11 protein-coding genes are annotated in these 19637 nt (G+C 63.3%); 5 read left to right on the forward strand and 6 right to left on the reverse strand.

The genetic code is table 11. The annotated features are described in order from the left end of the window. Positions 1-50: 50 nt before the first annotated feature. Together BW975_RS10700 and BW975_RS10705 are read left to right on the forward strand one after the other, a co-directional pair. Positions 51-959 (forward strand): hypothetical protein, encoded by a 909-nt coding sequence (locus BW975_RS10700; protein WP_139194263.1) that lies wholly within the window; start codon positions 51-53, stop codon positions 957-959. Continuing rightward, positions 956-1852, forward strand: a complete 897-nt coding sequence (locus BW975_RS10705; RefSeq protein WP_076533828.1) for a lipase family protein — start codon at positions 956-958, stop codon at positions 1850-1852. The genes BW975_RS10700 and BW975_RS10705 overlap by 4 nt, the downstream gene beginning before the upstream one ends. A gap of 68 nt (positions 1853-1920) precedes the next feature. On the opposite strand, the gene BW975_RS10710 is transcribed toward BW975_RS10705, so the two are convergent. Both BW975_RS10710 and BW975_RS18160 read right to left on the reverse strand, forming a co-directional pair. Beyond that, positions 1921-6627, reverse strand: a complete 4707-nt coding sequence (locus tag BW975_RS10710) for a peptidoglycan-binding protein (RefSeq protein WP_076533829.1) — start codon at positions 6625-6627, stop codon at positions 1921-1923. Then, positions 6624-7583, reverse strand: coding sequence for a M15 family metallopeptidase (locus BW975_RS18160; protein ID WP_139329168.1), 960 nt, complete (start codon positions 7581-7583; stop codon positions 6624-6626). Before BW975_RS18160 ends, BW975_RS10710 begins: the two co-directional genes overlap by 4 nt. 993 nt (positions 7584-8576) lie before the next feature. Between BW975_RS18160 and BW975_RS10720 the strand changes: the two genes are divergently transcribed. Both BW975_RS10720 and BW975_RS10725 read left to right on the forward strand, forming a co-directional pair. Then, the gene (locus BW975_RS10720; RefSeq protein WP_076533834.1) at positions 8577-9533 is read left to right on the forward strand and encodes a GNAT family N-acetyltransferase; all 957 of its coding nucleotides are present in this window, start codon (positions 8577-8579) and stop codon (positions 9531-9533) included. A gap of 498 nt (positions 9534-10031) precedes the next feature. Beyond that, the gene (locus tag BW975_RS10725; protein WP_076533836.1) at positions 10032-15323 is read left to right on the forward strand and encodes a hypothetical protein; all 5292 of its coding nucleotides are present in this window, start codon (positions 10032-10034) and stop codon (positions 15321-15323) included. Between the two features lie 10 nt (positions 15324-15333). Here the strand turns inward: BW975_RS10725 and BW975_RS10730 are convergent, their stop codons facing one another. The 4 genes from BW975_RS10730 to BW975_RS10745 are packed head-to-tail and all read right to left on the reverse strand — an operon-like array spanning position 15334 to position 19161. Then, complete coding sequence (locus BW975_RS10730; protein WP_076533838.1) at positions 15334-16239, reverse strand: alpha/beta fold hydrolase; 906 nt, start codon at positions 16237-16239, stop codon at positions 15334-15336. A gap of 11 nt (positions 16240-16250) precedes the next feature. Then, complete coding sequence (locus BW975_RS10735) at positions 16251-17273, reverse strand: TRAP transporter substrate-binding protein (protein WP_076533840.1); 1023 nt, start codon at positions 17271-17273, stop codon at positions 16251-16253. A gap of 26 nt (positions 17274-17299) precedes the next feature. Then, the gene (locus BW975_RS10740; RefSeq protein WP_244512613.1) at positions 17300-18619 is read right to left on the reverse strand and encodes a TRAP transporter large permease; all 1320 of its coding nucleotides are present in this window, start codon (positions 18617-18619) and stop codon (positions 17300-17302) included. Then, the gene (locus BW975_RS10745) at positions 18616-19161 is read right to left on the reverse strand and encodes a TRAP transporter small permease subunit (protein ID WP_076533842.1); all 546 of its coding nucleotides are present in this window, start codon (positions 19159-19161) and stop codon (positions 18616-18618) included. The genes BW975_RS10740 and BW975_RS10745 overlap by 4 nt, the downstream gene beginning before the upstream one ends. Positions 19162-19270: 109 nt before the next feature. Between BW975_RS10745 and BW975_RS10750 the strand changes: the two genes are divergently transcribed. Beyond that, positions 19271-19630, forward strand: coding sequence for a hypothetical protein (locus BW975_RS10750; protein ID WP_076533843.1), 360 nt, complete (start codon positions 19271-19273; stop codon positions 19628-19630). Positions 19631-19637 lie beyond the last annotated feature (7 nt).

Raw genomic sequence — 19637 nt, forward strand, 5'->3', positions numbered from 1 at the left:
GCCGCGCTGGCATATATCGCGCGCGCCGGATCTCTGGGCTGGCGGGCGCGTTGCTCACACCGTTATGCCTCGTTTTTGTTCTCGTCGCAGTGATCCTGTCGGCACATCGGCAGCATTCGATCGTTCTGGGCGCCGAGACGACGTCGCTCGATATCATGTTTTCAGCGGGCGAAAATTACTGGCGGGTCGATGGGCCGGTGGAGCTGTGCCAATTCGGCGCGATGGGTGCGGGCGTGCGGAACGCCGAATTTGCCTGTGGCCCACCGCTATTCAAACGTACCGAGATCCGCGGCTTCGAGGTGAAATGGACGGAGGGTGCGTCGCTCAGGCTCTATGCCGACTACACCGGCGAGCTGCGCATCTTCATGGATAACGCGCCTGCGCGCTTCGAAGATATCGATGGCACGCCGTATGAGGTGCCTCCGGGCAGTTTCGTCAAGATGGGTCCAGATACTGCACGCAAGGCAGGGCTCTTCGCCTTCCTCGGCACGGCCTCCATGGGCCGGCCGGCCGGACCAAACGAGACCAATTTCATCTACGACGGCAGTTACGAGGTTCGGCTGCCGGTGAACCGCTGGCTCTTTTTCGGATCGGACCGCGACGTGACCATCAAGAGCGGCGCGCTGGTGCGAGGGCACACGGCGTCGATAATGAAGGACGCCAAAAACGGTCCGGTGCTTGCCGAAGGGTTTGGTCATGTCGCTCTTGATCGCCGGGACACGGGCGACTACGCGCTTTCGGCGGTTTTCGTCGCCGCAAAGGACAAGACCCATCTGGAAGTGCAGCAATGGGGCCGAAGTTCCCCGGTTGTGGTCCGGCCAAATTGGATTGACGTGACCCTGAACAGCCCATTCATTCTGGGCTTTCTTGCCATCGCCGCTCTGGCACTCTCCGGTGCGCAGGTCTTCTACGATGCACTGGAGGCGCTGCTCGACTCCGATGACAAGCCCAGGACATGATTTCTGCGCGCCCAGATCTTTGCGACGCTGCCGCTTGCGCTGCGGCAGCGGTGTATCAGGATCGCCCGGTCGGAGCAGCCATCCCCCGGCTGCCCGGATATCACATTTTCGACTGTTTTGACTGCTCGACGGGACAGACGGGTTTCCAGGCCGCGCTGCTGCGCTGCGCGGCAACCGAAACGGCAATCGTTGCGTTTCGAGGCTCGGACGAGCATCTGGACCTGGCGGCGGGCATCAATCTCGGGCTCTGCCAATACGGCGCAAATCGGGACAATCTGCTGGATGCAGTGACGTCGTTGCATGCATCTCATGTTCTGGTGTGCGGGCATTCTCTGGGCGGGGCGCTGGCGCAGTACTTCGCTTATGATCTGATGGCGAAAAAGAAGGTGTCCGCTCAACGCGCGTTATCTCTTGTGACGTTCAACGGCGTCGGCGGTGTGGCGGGGCTGATGCGTCTTCACGGGAGTATTGATCCCGAGATGCGGGCAAAGCTCGAAACCGTCCATTTCGCGCATCCGGACGATATCGTTGTGGATATCGGCGGAAATCTGGGCTCGCAAATCCATCTACTGCCGGATGCCGACCCGGCTCCTGCGCCACTTCTCAAATGCCACGGGATGGATAATTTTCTGCCGGCGCAGGACGGTCAATCTCGACTGACCGGACTTGCGGCAAGGCCGGACCGGCCGCTTCGTCTGGACCGCACCGCAGATCTTATCGGCCCGGAGCTTCAGCTTCTTATTCTGGAATGGATGGGCGGCCGCCGGGCATCCGCCACATTCAGGTTCCTGCGCTTGCTTCCGCGTATTCCGTCCGATGAAAGACGAGATGCCCTCAGGCTCATTTCGGCGCTGTCACCGGTCCGCCCGAATTGGCGCGCCGTTGAACACTAAGCCGGTGCCGGGCGATGATCCGTTTGCGCCCCGTTTCCTGACGTTTGCCCTTCACAAGGCCAAGATTCTCAGAACTCGATCTCGAAATCTTCTGCGGCAGGCTCCTTTGGGGAAAGCGCGATTTGCGCTTGCTCGAGCCGGTCAAAATCCATGAGGATCACGCTAAAGCCTGAATGCCCGCTCGAGGCGTGCCTCTCTTCCATGTAGCTCAGCACCTCGCCGCAGCCTTCATACATGCCCGCGATGCTCTCGGGGAAATCCGGCATGCCCATCCTGTGGGCCGCCCCCTGAAAGTGCTGAAACCGCGTCTCGCCGCCATCTGCCGGAACCAGCCGCTGCTGGGCCTGCATGCCGAATGGCATGACATAGCAATGCTCTCTGGGGGCGTTCCAGCCGCGCAACTCTTCTCCGGGTGTGACGAAATCCGGCTCTCCGTATTTTTCGGCCAGGGCGGCCACGATACGGTCGTAGGGCAGCACGCCATCCGTCAGAACCATGCGGCGCATTATTCCGACGACTTTGCCGTCCGGCGCCCATGAGGCCAGCGTCAGCGCCTCCGTGCCGTTGCGCCTCAAGTAAACGCGCTGGTAGCCAAGCGCGCGCTGCGCAGCAGTTGCAGTCTCGCCCGGCGCAATCGATGTCGCGAACTCGGCGTCTATATCGTCGAATTCCGAGAGGACTGCAGCCGCGTCTTCCATGTCCTGGCCAGTCGCTATGCCCAGAAGATCGTACTTGGCCTCGCCGTCATCCTCCACCGTGATTTCCGGCCACTGGGCGGTGGCTTTTGGCGCGGGCGTGGCCGTGGCCGTGGCCGTGGCCGTGGATGGCTGGATAATCGCCTGTGCCGCGGCAAGCTGGTTGGGGTCCGCCTCGGTCACATTCTCCTCGCCCGACGCCGCCACGGGTTCGGACATGTCCGGCGCCTCCGGCTCGGTTTTTGCCTGCGTCGCCAGGAGGGGCCGCAAAGTGCCGTCGCTGATCTCGATCCGCGCGCCCGCCGCATCCCCCTTTAGAACGAGGCCATCCACGCGGCCTGCGCCCTCCACGCTCTCGACGGAGGTCAAGGTAAAGTCGATATGCGCGGCGATTGCATCTCTCGCAGAGCGACCTTCGTGAAGCGCGTCCTCGAGCACCAGCGCGGTCATCGCGCTTGTGCAGTGGTCGTCCGTCGCGTGGGGCCGGGTGTGCGAGATCGCATATCGCCGCGGAACCATGATCGGTCCTTCGCGCTCGCGCAGAAGCTGCGCAAGCTGGTTCTGATCCTCGCGCAGCGACGGGACCGCGGCCATGAGCTCTTGGGACATATGCCCGTACGCCTCGACAAATGCGCCGCAGGTGCGATCGGCATTCGCCATGATCCGCGCCGTGAAATCCTGCCCCAGCGCAGCGGCCTTGGCTTCGAGCCAGGATCGGCTCATCACGCGGTGGCGTGTCACCCACACCGTGTCCGGCAGAGGCTGCTCCGCATCGAAGAGGGACGGGCCCGGCACGTCGACATGGCGATCCGCCCAAGCGGCCGAGAGCAGAAGAGGCAGCCTTTCGTCCGTCGGCGTATAGCCGCCTCGGATCGCCAGAAGGTCGGCGACATGAGATGTCACCTGCAACCGGCGTTCGCTGAGGCCTGCAAATTCCTTCGCGTCGAACCTCCGGGTGATCCGCTCTTCGGCCCGTGCGTTCGCCTCACCGAACTGCCGTTCACCAAGGATCCGGGGCAAGTTGTTCTCGTCCTGCGTGTAGAACACTATCCGCTCCGGACGGACCAGAAGCGACACCTGATGCGCGCGCGACTGCGGCCTCGCTGCGGTTTCGGGCGTCAGCTCGGCAAGAAACATGATGTTGCGCGAACGCTGCTCGGCTATGAAACGCGCGGTCGCCTGATCCATTTCCAGTGGCTCAAACGGGGTCGGGCCGACAAGGTTTATCGTCACCTGCAACCCGCCATGGCCTGCGCGGATGTTCAATGCGTCATGGCGAAACGCAAAGGTGCCCTTCTCGAGATCGTAAGTGTCCAGCGCAACACCGCTGCGGATGACAAGTGGATTGTCTGCCCCGGCACGCAATTGCGCGATCGTGGCTTGCGTGATTGCGGGCGCGTCGAACTCGTTGGCCTGCTGGACCTCCGGCATGAGGCTGGCAACGGTCTCGAAGCCACCCTCTCCGAGAAGTCGCGCAACATGGCCCGCGATAGCAATCCGGTCCGACGCCTCGGCGTCCGCCACCCTGCGCGCAAGATCGGATGCGACCGGAGTGGGCCGCTCTGCCGGGGACTGAGGGGCGGCGATGAGCATCTCTTCGACCGGAAAGGACATCACCTCCCACTCGAGGTTCGGGCCGGCATAGATACCTACACGCCGCAGCGTTCCCTGCCCGGTCTGCATCGCGCTGTTGCGGGGACTGCCAAACGCTTGCTCGACGTCTGACGTGTCCACGGAATAGTCGAAATTGGCCCACCAGACCAACCGCACCAAGCGGTCCTGTGACATCTGGCGCAAGGCGCGCGCCTGATCGGTCGGGATCCGGATCTCTTCGGGCAGGTTGCCGAACCGCTCGGCGGAGGCAAGCCCCGCTTCGCGGCCATCAGTGGGAAGATCAACGACACGGTACTGCTGTTCGGAGAGGTTGCCCTGAATTGGAAAGCTCTCTTTGTCGAAATCATACTGACCGAGCGTCAGGACGACGCTGTGGCGCACCTGGACGGGCCAGGTCGGTGCCTGGGACAGAATTGAGTTGTAGTAGCGCTCGAAGAAGACCCGCTTGGCGTCACGTCGGACGAATTCATCCGGAAAGGGATCTGACACGCGGCGCGCATCGGTCACCATAAGGGCAATGTTGGACCGCCCATAGCGAGGCTGCCCGAAAAAGCTTCGGTGATCGGTTTCCGACAGCAGGCCCTGAGCCACACCGATAAAGCCATTGCCTTCGCGGGGCACATCGGGATTCTGGCCCAGCCAGGCCAGCGCGGTGAACCGCCCCCACGCCGCCTCATGACCGCGCGCTGCGGGCAGTGGTACATCCAGCGCCTCGCCAGCAAGCGGCAGACCGAGGGATTGCGCCAGCGCAAGGGCGCTCTGCCCGCCTTCAACTTGCGCACCCCCATCACCCAACTGCCAGCGATAGACCGGATCGCTGCCGTGTTCGAGCGGCATGATCGAGCGGCGACGACTGTCCTGTGCCACGAAATGCAATTCAGCGCGCTGCGGCTCGAGAGTGGCCGGGACACCGCGCGATGTGGGTTGTTGTGCGAACGCCTCTACGCTCTCATCCCGCCCGATGCGCGTGATCCGCCCCCAGATCACGATCCGGGGCTGATTGCCTTGTGTATTCTCTTCGGCAACGCGGTCGATGAAGGCCGCAGCCTCGGACCGTTCGATGGCAAGCGGGCTGGAAATCTCGCTTGGCAATGTCACGACCATCGATCCGATCGGATAAGGCCGGGCGCTCAGGATCAATTGTGATGCGCCCCCGGTCAGCTCGAGCCCCGAGCCTTCCACGAAATCACGGGGCCGCGCGTGCAGATAGAGCGTCACGTCAATCGGATCCTCGGGCGTCACCGATCTGGCGGTCTCTGCTTCTTGCAACAGCGCAGTGCGCAGGGCCGCGCGGGAATCTTCCTTTTCAATCGGGTTCAAGGCGTTGAAAACACGGTCGGCGGGATCAGACTCGGCATTCTGCAATCGCCGGATGGCATCGAGAACATCGGTGTCGTCAAGCACGGAAGGATCTCGCTTGATCGCCAGCAGGGCAAGTCGGCGCGCGAGGCCTTCGGGCGCATCCACCAGTGTGCTTTGGTCGAAATGCGCGCGCGGCCCGGCCGGAATGGGAGCGTCATTTGAGGTGATTGATTGCGGCAAGAAACTGCCGGAATTGTTTGTCCCAGGTTGCCCGCTCAACGCGAATTGGCTGCCAGACGGGATCGGCTCGACCGTGCCTCCGAGGGCATGAACGCGCACCCTCATACTGTGCGTGAGGCACTCCGCATCATCACGGCAAGCGTCCCGGCTCCGGAGCCAGGCCGACTGGTCGGCAGGGCGCCCACTTGACTTCCACGCCCTTGCAACAGCGCGGTCGAGCGCCGCGAGCGAGGGGTTGGCGCAGATCGCGATCTCGGTCGGGGTCTGGGCACGGCGACAGTCAAAGCTCGGCCCCGGGTCAGGCGCACCACCAGTCAACAGCACCAGTTCCGAGCGCGTCAGCGTCCCGGTGGGCGCTGTGCCGATACTGTTTTGGAACGCGGCAATGGCCGATCGCGTGCGCTGACCGGGTTGGCCATCGACCGGGCCTGCATCAAAGCCTCTCGCGTTGAGCGCCGATTGAATGCCGCGCGCCGCTTGTGCCAACTCCGCAGGGCTTAAACGCGTATCGCCGGGGGTGGCCGGTGACAATCCAGCGACATCCACGGTCACATGAGACGGCGTCGTGCCCTGCCCCCAGACCTGAACCTGTAACTTAACGGCCGAGCCTGACCGAAGTGCCGCCTGCGCTGCGGGGGATATGCCGCCGCGTGCCACAAGGGACGGCATCCGCGCGCGCATCTCGCGGCTTTGGAAAAGCCCGTCGATTGTGTCGCCGGGCTGCTGCATGCCGAAACGGTGCACATTGGCACGATCCTGGGTCAGGATCGCTGCCGGATCGGACAGAACCGCCCCCGAAGAATTACGCAGATCTACGTTCCCAATCTCGGCGACATAGCTCTCGATCAAGGATTGTGAGAGCACCGGGGAGACCAGCGCCGCAAATACCGCCGCGAACGCGGCCGTCCACTTTCGAGCGATCATTGTCCGGCTCCTTCCATCAATCTGCTGTAGAGGATCAATTCGGGTCGATATTCGAAATGCATGCCGTCAAAATGGTGCCACTTGCCGCCCCAGATGAAGCCGCGACGCTCCATCGCTTCGACCAGCGCCCAAGGCACCTTGTTTTCATAAGTACCGACTGCGCCTTCGGTCGCGCCGGACCAGCGCCAATAGCCGCCAATCGCTGCGTTCACGTCGACAGCTATGCCGTAGGAATGTGCACTCAGGCGGTCTGTGCCCGCGATGCGTCGCCAGTTGTAGCTTCCCCCGACATCCCGAAAGAGCGGCGCAATCTCGGCGGCACCAAGATCCAGATCCGCAACGGCGACGGCAAGTTGGCAGGCAACGCCGTGTCGGCGCGTGACACGAAACCGGGCGGGACCGGCAGCGACCGTTTCGAGATCTTGCTCTACCGCGCCGGCGGTTTCGCCGTAGAGCAGCCCGAAAAAGCGTTCGCTTCGCGCGCGACCGGGATCATAAAATGGCGCCAACCGCAAATCCAGATTGCGCGACAGGGGATACAGGATGGCGAACTGATCACCGATTGTCGGCGTCTCGATAATTTGCCTGGCCGGACGCGATGTGGGGCCGTCCACGGAGATTACCGCTCCGCGATATGACATCCGCGGCGACGGCGCTGTTTGGAGGTCTGCCTCTGGATACGCGACGCTGATTGCCACTTGCCAGGGCGTTTGCCAGGACGCGGCGGGCAGAGGCTCTTGCAGGAAGTCACGGGGCGCGCAGCCCTGAGACACTGCAGGGCCATCGGGAACACCCACCAAAACCATCAGGGCAACGGCCCCGAGCACTCTCGCAAACGACTGTTCCAATGTCCTGTTCGCCCTGATTGAAGCGAGCAGGTATGCCCGCGCGAAGGTCGAGGAATTGAAGGATCGACTCAAACTACTTTGGTGATGATATTGCAAAGAAGGATTCAAAAGCCACAAATCTTTAAATTATGCAGCTTCAGGGAGAGTGCAGTATCAATGGCTTCGACTTGCCGTACCTGGGTTTCGTCGTGCCGCCTGTGGGCGCCCGCTGCCATAAATATGGGACGATCCATTCGGTGCGGACACGCTACTTTACCTCGGCTGCTTCCGTTCGGCTCAGTGCAAGTCCGCGCAAAAAGTCCTTGGCCCGCTCGGACCAGGGAAGGCGATCCAGCATAGGATGAGACCTTTGGACTTGGGACTGTGAGGAATGCTTTGGTGAACTCATGGATAACAATACCATCCCAAAGACCGCCCCTCTCGGCCTTTGCAATGGCCGGCCTTCGGCTTGCAGCCAGGCTGGCAGCTTTACAAAAAATTTGGATATTCTTTGCGCAAGACGTGTCTAATCACCTCAGCGCCGTGCGTCATCAATGCTGTCGCTGGATACGCCAATCAAACCCCAGCGATCGATGCCCCAGCGACCAAAGCGCGGCCTGAGACGCCATCGGGGATCACCACTACTGCACTATGCGAGGTGTTCGGGTCCCGCATGCGGTTACCGGTGGTTATGGTTTGTCTCGGTCTCAGCACCTTGGCTGTCCTGAACAATGTCCAGACAGCCTCAGCGGGCACAGATTGGCTGGCTTACGCTCTTCTCTTTCCTGACTTACAGATCACCGTGATGATCCTCCGGCGCTCGATTGCGCCATTCAGGGGCGGATCGCCCCCCTCTCCCATCCTCGTGCTGCTCTCGGCGGCGTTCCATTTATTTTCAGCGGGGACCACTGCCACCCTATCCCTTGGTCGCCGTCCTTTTGAGATGGGCTACGGAATGGCATATCTGACAATCGTTCCACGGCCACAAACGGCGCCCAACCGGACGACTGCACCCTCGCGGGCGCCGAGACCCTGAGCGAACAAAGAGCCATTGAATGCGCCGCGCGGGCGGGCGATACCTTGGGCCATGACACAAGCGTTCCAGACCCCGCGCGCCACCCGATGAACAAGACCCCAAGCATACGGCGCTACACGCCAGATGATGCCGAGGCGTGGAACGCTTTCGTTGCGGCCTCCGGCAACGGCACATTCCTGCATGATCGCGGCTTTATGGAGTATCACGCGGACCGGTTCACCGATCATTCACTCGTCGTAGAGGCGGAAGGCGTCATCGTGGCGCTACTGCCCGCAAACCGCGACGGATGCGTCCTTAAATCCCATGGCGGACTGACCTACGGAGGCCTGATTACCGGCCCGTCCATGTCGGCGGCCCTGATGGTGGACATCATCGCAGCGCTGCGCGAGGCGCTGATTGCCGAAGGTTTTGAGCGTCTGATTTACAAGGCGATCCCGCATATCTTCCATCGCTACCCCGCTGAACAGGACGTCTATGCGCTGATCCAGCAGGGCGCCCAGCTGTCGCAAGTTGACCTGTCATCGGCGGTGTCCCTCGGCCACGCGCCCAAAATGTCCAAGTCCAAACGCCAGGGCGCGACCCGTGCGCGCAAGGCCGGGCTGGAGCCGCGCGAGAGCGATGATTTCGCCGGGTTCTGGGAAATGCTGACCGCCCGGCTGAGCGACGCGCATGATGCCGCGCCCACGCACACTCTCGATGAAATCACGCTGCTCCGCGCGCGCTTTCCGGACCGTATCCGGCTTTACGTAGCCGACGGCGCGGCGGGGGCCGAGGGCGGTGTGGTGGTCTTCGACTGCGGCGGCGCGGTGCATGTACAATACATGGCGACGACGGATGCGGGGCGGCAGAACGGCGCGCTCGACCTGATTGTCGCGCATCTGCTGGCCGAGGTTTACGCAGACCGCGTCTGGCTCAATTTCGGCATTTCGACAACAGATGCCGGGCGCATCCTCAATACCGGCCTTGCCCGGCAAAAGGAAATGTTCGGCGCCCGCAGCGTTCTTTTCACCCAGTACAACTGGGATCTGCGCCAGACCAGCTAGGTCTTGCGGTGATCGCGCCCTTGCCGCAGATGATCCGCTCCTTGCAGCTATGCGCTGCCGCATCCTTCCGCGCGCCGGAGGGCGAATCTATTTCCCCGGTTCCAAACCAGTTAAGCGCGCGCGAGCGCACCAATGTGGCAAAGCTTTCGTTGGCGATATACGCACCGCGATCTCGCAAATGCGCCTGCGCCGCTCAGCAACGGCTTTTTGAATGCGCCGTGCGGGCTCTGGCTCGGGTGCGCCTCGAATCGGCGCGCCCCATGGCCGGCCTCTCGCACGATGATCTTGCGGAGACGTTGCGCGTGGCCGCGCGGGCAATCCGCATAGGTTCTTTGCAATCCTAGGGTTTATGTAAAATTGCGACACACGCAGTTTTGTGGTAGCGTTATCACGAGATTGTTCTTCCGCATCCTCGGACTTTAGCGCGTCCCCAGATGCGACCCGCCAAGGTCAGGCCTTGCAACTGCCGGGCATCTGTCGCTGCACTGGGAGTTGCCGATGCATTCGTTGAACTTCGCCACGAAAGAAGAGCTGGCGCGCGCCGGCCTCGCGCCGCCCGATATCGACATTTTCAACGAACTGCGCACCCGGCACGGCGAGTTGACCTCGGCCATGTTCGAAACTCCGCCAGACGGGATGAGCGAGCGCGGCGCGCTGATCCTGCTCGAGATGTTCAGCGGTGGCGACGCTGTGGACGCCCGGATGACCCGCCTCGCCCTGACGCTATCACCGGCGCCTCCCATTCCCAGCCGCGAGACGGCCACGCTCACCCTGTCCTACAATAGCGATATCGACCGCGAATTTCGCACACTTGCCTTCGACATCACGCTGCGGGGCCCCAGCGATCTGAACGTCTACGACATCAGCCACGACCATATAATCGAGGCCGAGGTCCAGACAGAAGACGGCAACACCCTCATGTCGCGAACCGCGATGCGTGATCCGGCCAATCTGGACAGCGACGGGCTGATGGCAAGCTGGACGCTCAGCCCCGGACTGCGCCCCGGCGAGCGTTGGGATCAGGATGGCGCCGAGATCTATGCACGCCTCCAGATCGAGACGCGCGAGAGGCGCGTGGCAGAGCCCGTCGATGCCGGCCCGCCTACCCGGATCCACCGCTCCGGGCGCTATCAGGTTCTGGGGCAGCCACAGTTCCGCTTTGACGGCTATACGCTTGCCATCGGGTTTCCCGGCGATGCACTTTTTGACGACCTCGGGTCGATCTTCACCGCGCCGAACCAGTCCAGCTTTGCACTGCTGAACCCTGTCGATCCCAAGCTTGATGCCATCCGCCAGCGCCTCTCGTTCGAGCCAGCCAGCCTCGATTTCGAAGGCATGTTCGAGCTGGGCCCGCTCATGCGCGAAGGTGTGACGGCGCCCGGCTGGGTCTGGATGCTGTCGGGCCCCGACATCATGATCGGTTACGAGCCTGACGCCGATTTTTACGCGCCGCGCCCGGACTTGGTCATCACCCTGCCCGCCCGCGGCGCCGTCTCGGATGGCGGCGGCACGCCCTTCAACGTGACCGAGAAAAGCCTGCTGGACCGGCCCGAGCTATTTGCCGGTGATCCCGGCGTCAATTGCCGCCCGTTCGATCAGCCGGGCCGCATCCTGGGCGAGCGGCGGTTCTCGACCGCGCTGCGCGTGACGCAGCCCTATGTCGCAGAGTCCAAACAGACGACCATATTCCCCACCGATGTGACCGAGCGGCCGGTGGATTATCCCCGCTCCGCCGCCGATGACGCACGCGAGATCGACTATGACAGCGACCCGCGCGCACTCTATCAGGCCAAGACCGTCACCTACGGTCACATCATCGAAACGGCAGTGCGCTATCGGTCCAATGGCTACAGCCTTGGCGACATCGCCTATTCGCTGACACTGGCGCCGCGGCAAAAGCGGCAGATCGTCAAGATGGACTACATGCGCCGCGAGTCCGCCATGCGGATCGAAGACACGGTCTCCGATGACCAGGTCGCGGACGAAACCGAGCGCACGCGCAGCTACGACAACGCGGTCGAGGCATCGCTGGACGAATGGGCGCGCGGCCGCTCGCGGGCGTCCACCACATCGGCGGCGGCTGGCATGGGCTTTGCCATGCCAGGCTTCGTCGCGGGTGGCGGCGTGGCCTCTTCGACATCCAGCAGCTCTTCGTCGCAGGAGGGCGGGCGCCGCACGGCGGCCAGCGAGACACAGGACCTGCGCGATTCCATTCGCCGCTGGGGCGAATCCGTCCGCTCGATGCAAAGTACCGTCATCACCGAGAACGAGCAGAGCGAGAGCATTCAAGGCGTCTCGGAGGTCATCCAGAACATCAATTACACGCGCTCGCTGTCGGTCATCTACTACGAAATCCTGCGCCACCTGCGCATCGACACCGAGATCGCGGGAGTCAGCGAATGCCTCTACGTCCCGCTTCCGGTGCGTGACTTCACCGACACACGCATCCGGCGTTACCGCGATGTACTGCGCCGCTACGCGCGCGGCTATTGGGAGAAGCTGGCCTTTCGCCATCTCGACCATTTGCCCGATGATCTGGACAACAGCGACCTGCCCGAGGGGCGGCGCGCTGATCAGCCCCTGTCATCTCTGTCGGGATCGCTCTGGGTACGGATCGGCCTTGGCATGCCTGGCGAGGGCGAGGTCGCCGACGCCATCGCCGCCGCCACTGACAAGACCCTTACCGAAGAGACCATCGGGTCGATCTATCAAAAGGCGTTCAGCGTTTTTGCACCCTATCTGGGCAGACCCGTCTCGACCCTCATCACCAAGAAATTCGCCGCATCGCCGGCCGAGCGCAATCGTTACTTCCAATCCGAAATCGCGCCCAACATGGCGCGCCGCTATATTGACGAACTGGTGCTGCTGGATGCCGATGACAAACCGCTGAGCGCCGATTTCACCATGGCCTCATCCTACCGCTTCGGCAGTGTGTTGCGTGTCGATTTTACCGTCGACCTGGGCGAGGAAGACCTGAGCCGCGCGGATCTCGAGAAGCTGACCGTGCGCCTGAATGACAAATTCATTCCCGAAAGCGAGGGCGCCACGCCCGAACGCACGCTGCCCAAAAATTCATTTTTCACCGTCACGCGCGCGTCACTGCGCTATGCCAATGACCTCTACGAGGCGTCCGCCAGCTCCGACAAGGGCGAGCGCGACCTGGTCTCGGGCGATGGCGGCGAGGCGGATCCCTCGGGCGCGCTCCTGACCTTCCGGCTCAGCTGGGCGGATCGGCGCAATATCCGCGACTTGGTTGCGGAAGCATACAAGAGCTTTACGGCGCGCCTCGCCGCGCGTCCGTTTTTCTATCACAAGGCGATCTGGTGGAACATGGACCGGGACGAGCTCTTTACCCTGCTCGACGGCTACGCCATTTCGCGCGACGATCCGCGCAGCCTGGCCTCGGTGATCCAGCATCGGCCGCTGGGCATCGTGGGCAATTCGCTGGTGTTTCGCACGACCAGCGACACACCTCTGGATCCGATGTTCGATAGTTTCGACACGCTCAAGAACCATTATGTTGCGGGGCTGCGCCCGACCGATCCGATGCGCATCAGCCTGCCGACCGATGGGCTTTATGCGCGCGCGCATCTGGATGGCTGCGTCGCCGCCGAGGAACATAACGGCAGTTTTGAATGGGTCTTCGACAATGTCGAACCCGAGCTGGCGGGCCTGCCCGACAGCATCTTTGACCAGCGCCGCGCCGAGCCTGCGAACCTCACCCCCAGCGCCTTCCCCACGCCCATCATAAACCTTCAGAACGCGCCGCAGGCGCCGGGCGTGTCGGGCCTCGACGGCGTGTTGGGCGCGGTCCAGAATGCGGGCGCCTTCCGCGACATGGCGGGCCTTGCCGGCACGCAGGAAAACGTGCGTGCGGGTCTTGCCGCTTCGACGGGTCTGGCCACCGCCTTTGGCGGCATGGCCCTGCAAGGCGCGTTGGCGCAGATGGAATCGGACGCCAAGGCAGGCACCAACCTGAAGGCGATGATGGACGCGCTGAAGCAGGGTGTCGAAAAAGGTGTACTGACGGCCGATGGAGCAGCGGGCGCAGGCCAAGCCATGGCCGACCGCCTGGCCGCCGGGCAGGACGAAGCGCAAAAACAGCACGAGCGCGACACCGAAAAAGCGGCGCTTGGCGGCAAAGGCGGCGGCGAGGTCACGACCACCGGCAAGGACGGCACGCGCTCCGTCAAGAAGAACCCCGAGCCCGCAGAGGAACCCGGCAAGGCGCCCGCCAAACCGTCCAAGCCTGTCGGCCATGTCAAATGGTTGCCGCGCGGCGACGGGCGGCAGGATCTGCTGCTTTACAATTTCAAGGTCGGCGATCTGACGCCTGCGTTGCACCCCGACCATATCGCCGCCCTGCGCGCCATCTCGGTTCAGATCAAGGGCGTCGAAGACATCGAGGCGATCGAGGGCCGCGCCAGCGCCACCAAATCGAAAACGGATGACCCCGAGGAAAAGAACGAGGATCTGTCCATCGCCCGCATGGAATTGGTCTGGATCGAATTGATGCGCTACGCGCTGGCGCCTCAGAGCAATATCGACAAGCAGAAATATCTGTCGGACGACGATCCCATCCGCGCGCGCTACACCGCCGAGCTTTCAGGTATCGACGATGGTGTCGGCGATGAGGACCCCGTGGAGCGCAGCGTGTTTGTCAAACTCGCCCGCAAGGTGGACCCGAAACCCAAACCAAAGCCCGTGCCCGAAATTCCCGACGGCTTCGACATCCCCGAGATCACCTGTGTCGGGCACACGCTGAATATCGGCGACGACATCACCATCGTTGTGCAGAACAACACGTTCATTCAGAACAACACCAAGATTGTCGGTGGCGATGACCTCTCGGGCCTTACCGTGCAAAGTGCCGATGGCAATACCGGCAACATCGTCATCGGCAGCCCCGGCGCCGAGGTCGAGATGACAGCGACACTGCCCACCGACACGCCCGGCAAAACGCCCGAGGTATCGGTCGACGCCGCCCCGACCCGCTTGTGGCATATCGACATCTCGCAGCCCCGCGTCAGCGGCGCCTCGCCCGACGAGCTTTTGGACCAGCTGGAGGCGCTTCTGCGCGCGGCGGCCAATGTGGCGGACACGACGCCCAGCGCCGAGATGTCCATCGGCATTCCCGGTGTCGGCGAGGTGAAACTGAGTGAAATCAACGGCCCAAAGACCATCCTGACGTTCTTCTCCGAAGTGGCGACGGCGGTGATCGGCCAAGGCAGCATGGTGCGCAAGACCCTACGCGGCCTCATGACCGGCACCGTGGAAGTGGATGTGCGCATCCATGCGCGCCCCGCCTCGGCGCCGGACCGAACGGACAAATGGATTGGCCGCACCTTCACCCTGTCTGGCCCAGGCACCTATTACGCGCGCGAGGTCGAGAACCCGACCGCGACCATCGAGGGCGTGCGCAAGTTCAAGTATGAGACCGCGTCGGCACATCGCCTCAGCGATTGGGAGTTCCTGCCCGCGCTCAGTACCGCGCAACTGAAATTCAAGAACGGCTCGCTGCCACAGGATATCCTCGATCTGGCGTCATTCCTGAGCGAGCTTTTGAGCCTCGTACGCCGTAGCGACATGCCAAGCGGGCTTGATGTGGTGGAGAGCGAGATCGAGGCGTTCATATCAAAGATCGACTTCGTCTCGCGCTTCATCGGGCACACGGAAGATTTCGTGTTCAAGCCAAGCGGCGAGATCGAGGAGCGCGCGAACGACATCACCGTCGGCCGCTCGGTCACCATGTTCGACCTGCCGAGCGGCAGTTTCCGGGCCAAGACATAACGTACGCCATCTACACGCGTAACGCCGCCAGCGCCGCGTCCAGAACGCCGTCCGAATGGCGGTCCATCATCAGCATGTGCGAGCCGCCGGGCGCGACCGCATGCGCCGTGTCGATCAACTGCGCACCCGGAACGGCGCTCGCCATTTCGGACCAGCGCACTGCACGGGCGCGCCACTCATCCGAGCAGTCCAGATGATCGCCTTGCACGATCACCGGCCTGCATGTGGCGAGGGTTGCAGGGTCTGCCGGAAAGGCCGACGGCTCGACCGCGACCAGTCCCTCGACCAGATCCGGGCGCAAGGCGGCGGCGTCGAAGACCGTCTCGGACCCTTGGGAATGGCAGATCACCAGCGCGGGCCCGGTCCGCTCCAGCACCGCCAGCAGTGCCGCCAGATGCACCGGCGCGGTACCCAACCAGCGCGGCACAAAGCGGCGCCCGAACGCCTCCAGCGCCTCCACCGGAAATTGCTGTGGGGCATAGGCGGCGCGCGCGCCAAACCCGTCTTCGGGTCCAAAGCGAAAGAGATTCCACGCCTCTTGCAGGCTGCGCAGGATCGGCGCACCCGGCATATGGGCGGGCGCAAACCCGGCGCGGCCGCGCTCGGGCAGATCGACCACATGCACCGCCCGCCCCGCGTCCAGAAGGCGATGCAGCCAGCCAGGCCGGCCGTCGGGCGTCGTCTCCCAGCAACTGCCCGCCATGCCGCCGCCATGCACCAGAACCACGGGCGCGCCGCGTGCCGCCATGGGCACGAAATACTGCACATAGGCGGCATTGATCGCGAAATCGCCGCGCGGGTCGTAGCGGTAGCTGGCATCGCGCGTGAAAGCGATGTCGCGCGGTGCGCCCTCGCTCACCCGCGCGACGCTGCCACCCGCCCAGTAGCTGCCGAAATCGCCGAGAGAATAGACCATGCCCGGCTCTTTCACTCCAGCCGGTTCAGATCCTGATACTCGTCATAGGCCGCGCTAAAGCTGCGATAGCTGTCCATCACGCGTGCGAACATCGAATCGGCCTCGGATTGCTCGGCATAGACCTCTTCGGTGGCGCTGCGCAGCGCGCTCAGCACCTCTTCGGGGAAGCGTCGCACCTCGACGCCATTCTCGCGGAACGCATCGAGGTATACCCGCTGTCCCACCACGGCGGTGCCGATGGTCCAGAGGTTCAGATCCATGCAGGCTGTCTCGATTGCCTTGCGGTGCTGGTCCGGCAGCCCGTCCCACATATCCTTGTTCATGTAGAACTCGATTAAGCCCGAAGGCTGGTGCCATCCGGGGAAATAGTAATTCTTGGCCACCTTGTCGAAGCCCAGCAGCCGGTCGACCATGGGGAAGCTCAGCTCGGTCGCGTCGAGCCGCCCGGTTTCCAGCGCGGTGGAAATCTCGCCCGCTGGCAGGCTCATGGCATTTGCGCCCAACTTGGACAGGATGGCACCCCCCAGTCCGCCGATGCGAATGTTGAGGCCTTGCAGATCCTCGGGCGCGTTGATCTCTTTCGTGTACCAGCCGCCCGCCTCCGAGATGATGACGCCGCAGGGCATGGGCACCACGTTGAAGGGCGCGTAGATCTCGCGCCACAGCTCCAGCCCGCCGCCGTGATGCACCCATGAGACGTATTTGATTGCATCGGGGCCAAAGGGCATGGAGCCGAATAGCGCGGCGGCGGGCGCACGGCCCGCGGCATATGCGGCAAAGCTCATTCCTGCCGGGATCGCGCCCGCGCCCACATTGTCGAAGATCTCGAAGGCGGGCGACAGCTCGCCATCGCCCAGATGGATGAAATTCACCTCGCCATTCGTGAGAGTCGAGACCGTCTGGGCAAAGCGGTCAATGCCGGGGCCGAGGACCGGCAACCCTTTGGCGAAGGCCGATTGCAGGTTGTAATCGGCAGCGTTGGCGCCGGTGATGCCGAGCGCCGCGAGGGCCGCCCCAAGGATCAGGGTCTTCATGGTCTTTCTCCCCATTATTGGCCCCGTCAGATGAGGCCCGTGATCAGCCAGGGGAATGCCATGAGCAGCCCCAACGCGAATAGTTGCAACGCGATGAACGGAATGACACCACGATAAATCTCGCGCGTCTGCAGTTGATCGCCAGCGGCGCCGCGCAGATAGAACAGCGCGAAGCCGAAGGGCGGCGTCAGGAACGAGGTCTGCAGATTCACCGCCACCAGAATGCCGAACCATATAAGCAGCGGCTGGCCGGTCAGGCCGTTGCCGAACTCCAGCCCCGCGATGACGGGCGCGAAAATCGGGATCAGGATCAAAGTGATCTCCAGCCAATCGAGCACGAAGCCCAGAACGAAGATCGCGCCCATGACCACCAGCAATACGGTCCACGGGTTGTCCCCGAAGAGGCTCAGCGCGCTCCGGATCATCGCGTCGCCGCCGACGCCTTTGAACACGGCGGAAAAGCAGGTAGCGCCCACGATGACCATCAGCACCACGCAGGTCGCCATCACGGTATCGCGTGCGGCGGCCATGATGACGCCCGTATCGAAGCGGCGATAGAGTGCGGTGACCAGGATGGCGCCCAGCGCGCCCAGCCCGCTCGCCTCGGTCGGCGTCGCCAGCCCGCCGATGATCGAGCCAAGAACGCAGATCACGAGGATCAGCAGCGGCGCCACATCCATCAATGTGCGCCCGACGCCCGCGATCAGCCCCAAGGCCGGCCCCTTGGGCGCACGCGGCAGGCCGCGCGCGCGCCAGATGATGTAGATGCCGTATAGCGCAACCAGCAAAAGGCCCGGCCCGATAGCCCCGGCGAACATATCGGGCACCGGCGTCTGAAGCTGGTCCCCGAGGATGATCAGCATCACCGAGGGCGGGATGAGGATGGCCAGCGTCCCGCTGGCCGCGATCAGCCCCGCGCCGGTCGCCTTGTCATACCCCACCTCGGCCATGCGCGGCAGGGCAAGCAGCGCGAGCAGGACCACGCTGGCCCCAACCACGCCCGAGGACGCGGCCAAGAGAACGCCGATCACCAGAACAGCCACGCCCATGCCCGCCGCTGTCCCGCCCAGCGCCCGCTGCGCGCCTTTCAGAGCCCGCTCGGCGACGCCGGATTTCTCCAGGATCAGCCCCATGAAGATGAACATCGGGATCGCGACGAGGAGCCAGTTGGTCAGCACATTGGCATAGATCCGGCTGACGATCAGGTTGAAGAACGCTGTCGGCAAGGGCGAGATCAAAATGAAGATCGCCGAGGCGCCCGCCAGCACGAAGGCCACGCGATAGCCCGCAAGGATACCGCCCAGCGTCAACAGCGCCATCGCCAGAGGCAGGGCGATTTCGCTCACCCGCGCACCAGCGCAACGGCAAGGCGCAGGCTCTCGATCAGCGCCGCGGCGGCGAGCAGGCCGAGGCCCAGAGGCAGCATCGCCTTGATCAGCCACAGATCATTCAGCCCCCCGCTGGCCGAGCCTTCGCCCGCGCGCCACGCGCGCTGCCAGAACGAGACCGAACCGGGGATCGCCATGATAAGGAACGGTGCCGCAAAGACCAGATTGCCGATCAGATCGACGGTGTATCGCAGCTTTGGCCGATAGCCGTCATACAGAAAATCGACCCGCACATGGCGGTCGCGCAGCCACACGAGACCCGCGGGCAAGAGTGCAATGATCGCCAGCAGATGCCATTGCAGATCGAGAAGCGAATTCAGGGTAATCCCCCTGCCTAGCCATGCCACGGGCGCGTCGAACATCACCAGAGGATTGAGGTCGAAAAAGCTGGCCACGACCTGCACCGCGATGGCCAGCATGAGCACGATCAGCAGCACGGCAAAGCCGTTCAGCACCGCACGCTCCAGCCGCGCGATCCCTGCCAGCGATAAGGCTGTCATGGCCGTCCTCCCTCAATCTGCTCCTTCGCCTTTTTCCAAAGGCGCTATGGAAAAGCCTAGCAATACTTCGCTCCGTATAGAACGTTTATTCTATGGTAGGGATGGCCACATGAAACTGATCGACATTCCGGATGATACGCCCCTGCCCGTTGCTCATCGGCTGGCCCGTCTCACGATCTTCTGGTCTGAGCCGCGCCTGCGCCGGGCCGAATGGGCCATGCTGGTCTGCCTCGCCAGCCATGATGGCCTGCACGCATGTCACATCTGTGTGATGGACCAGCCATCGAACGCGGCCGGCCGGGACAGGTTCTTGCTCATTGGCGGGGGACTGTTTGCCTGCCACCCAGATCCTGACGATGCGCGCGACAGCCTATCGGCGCTGTCCGAGCCTGCCAGGCTGATCAGGCTCCTAGACACGATGGCGCGCGACCTGCCCCGCCCGGGCCGCCAGCCCTCCCTACTCATATGAGGTCCCC

This window comes from Roseovarius nanhaiticus (genome assembly GCF_900156535.1).
Lineage (GTDB): Bacteria > Pseudomonadota > Alphaproteobacteria > Rhodobacterales > Rhodobacteraceae > Roseovarius > Roseovarius nanhaiticus.

Coding starts and splice junctions, on each gene's coding strand:
- BW975_RS10750 (WP_076533843.1), top strand. CDS start 19,271: ATGAAACTGATCGACATTCCGGATGATACGCCCCTGCCCGTTGCTCAT.
- BW975_RS10745 (WP_076533842.1), bottom strand. CDS start 19,161: ATGACAGCCTTATCGCTGGCAGGGATCGCGCGGCTGGAGCGTGCGGTG.
- BW975_RS10735 (WP_076533840.1), bottom strand. CDS start 17,273: ATGAAGACCCTGATCCTTGGGGCGGCCCTCGCGGCGCTCGGCATCACC.
- BW975_RS10725 (WP_076533836.1), top strand. CDS start 10,032: ATGCATTCGTTGAACTTCGCCACGAAAGAAGAGCTGGCGCGCGCCGGC.
- BW975_RS10710 (WP_076533829.1), bottom strand. CDS start 6,627: ATGATCGCTCGAAAGTGGACGGCCGCGTTCGCGGCGGTATTTGCGGCG.
- BW975_RS10730 (WP_076533838.1), bottom strand. CDS start 16,239: ATGGTCTATTCTCTCGGCGATTTCGGCAGCTACTGGGCGGGTGGCAGC.
- BW975_RS10720 (WP_076533834.1), top strand. CDS start 8,577: ATGAACAAGACCCCAAGCATACGGCGCTACACGCCAGATGATGCCGAG.
- BW975_RS10705 (WP_076533828.1), top strand. CDS start 956: ATGATTTCTGCGCGCCCAGATCTTTGCGACGCTGCCGCTTGCGCTGCG.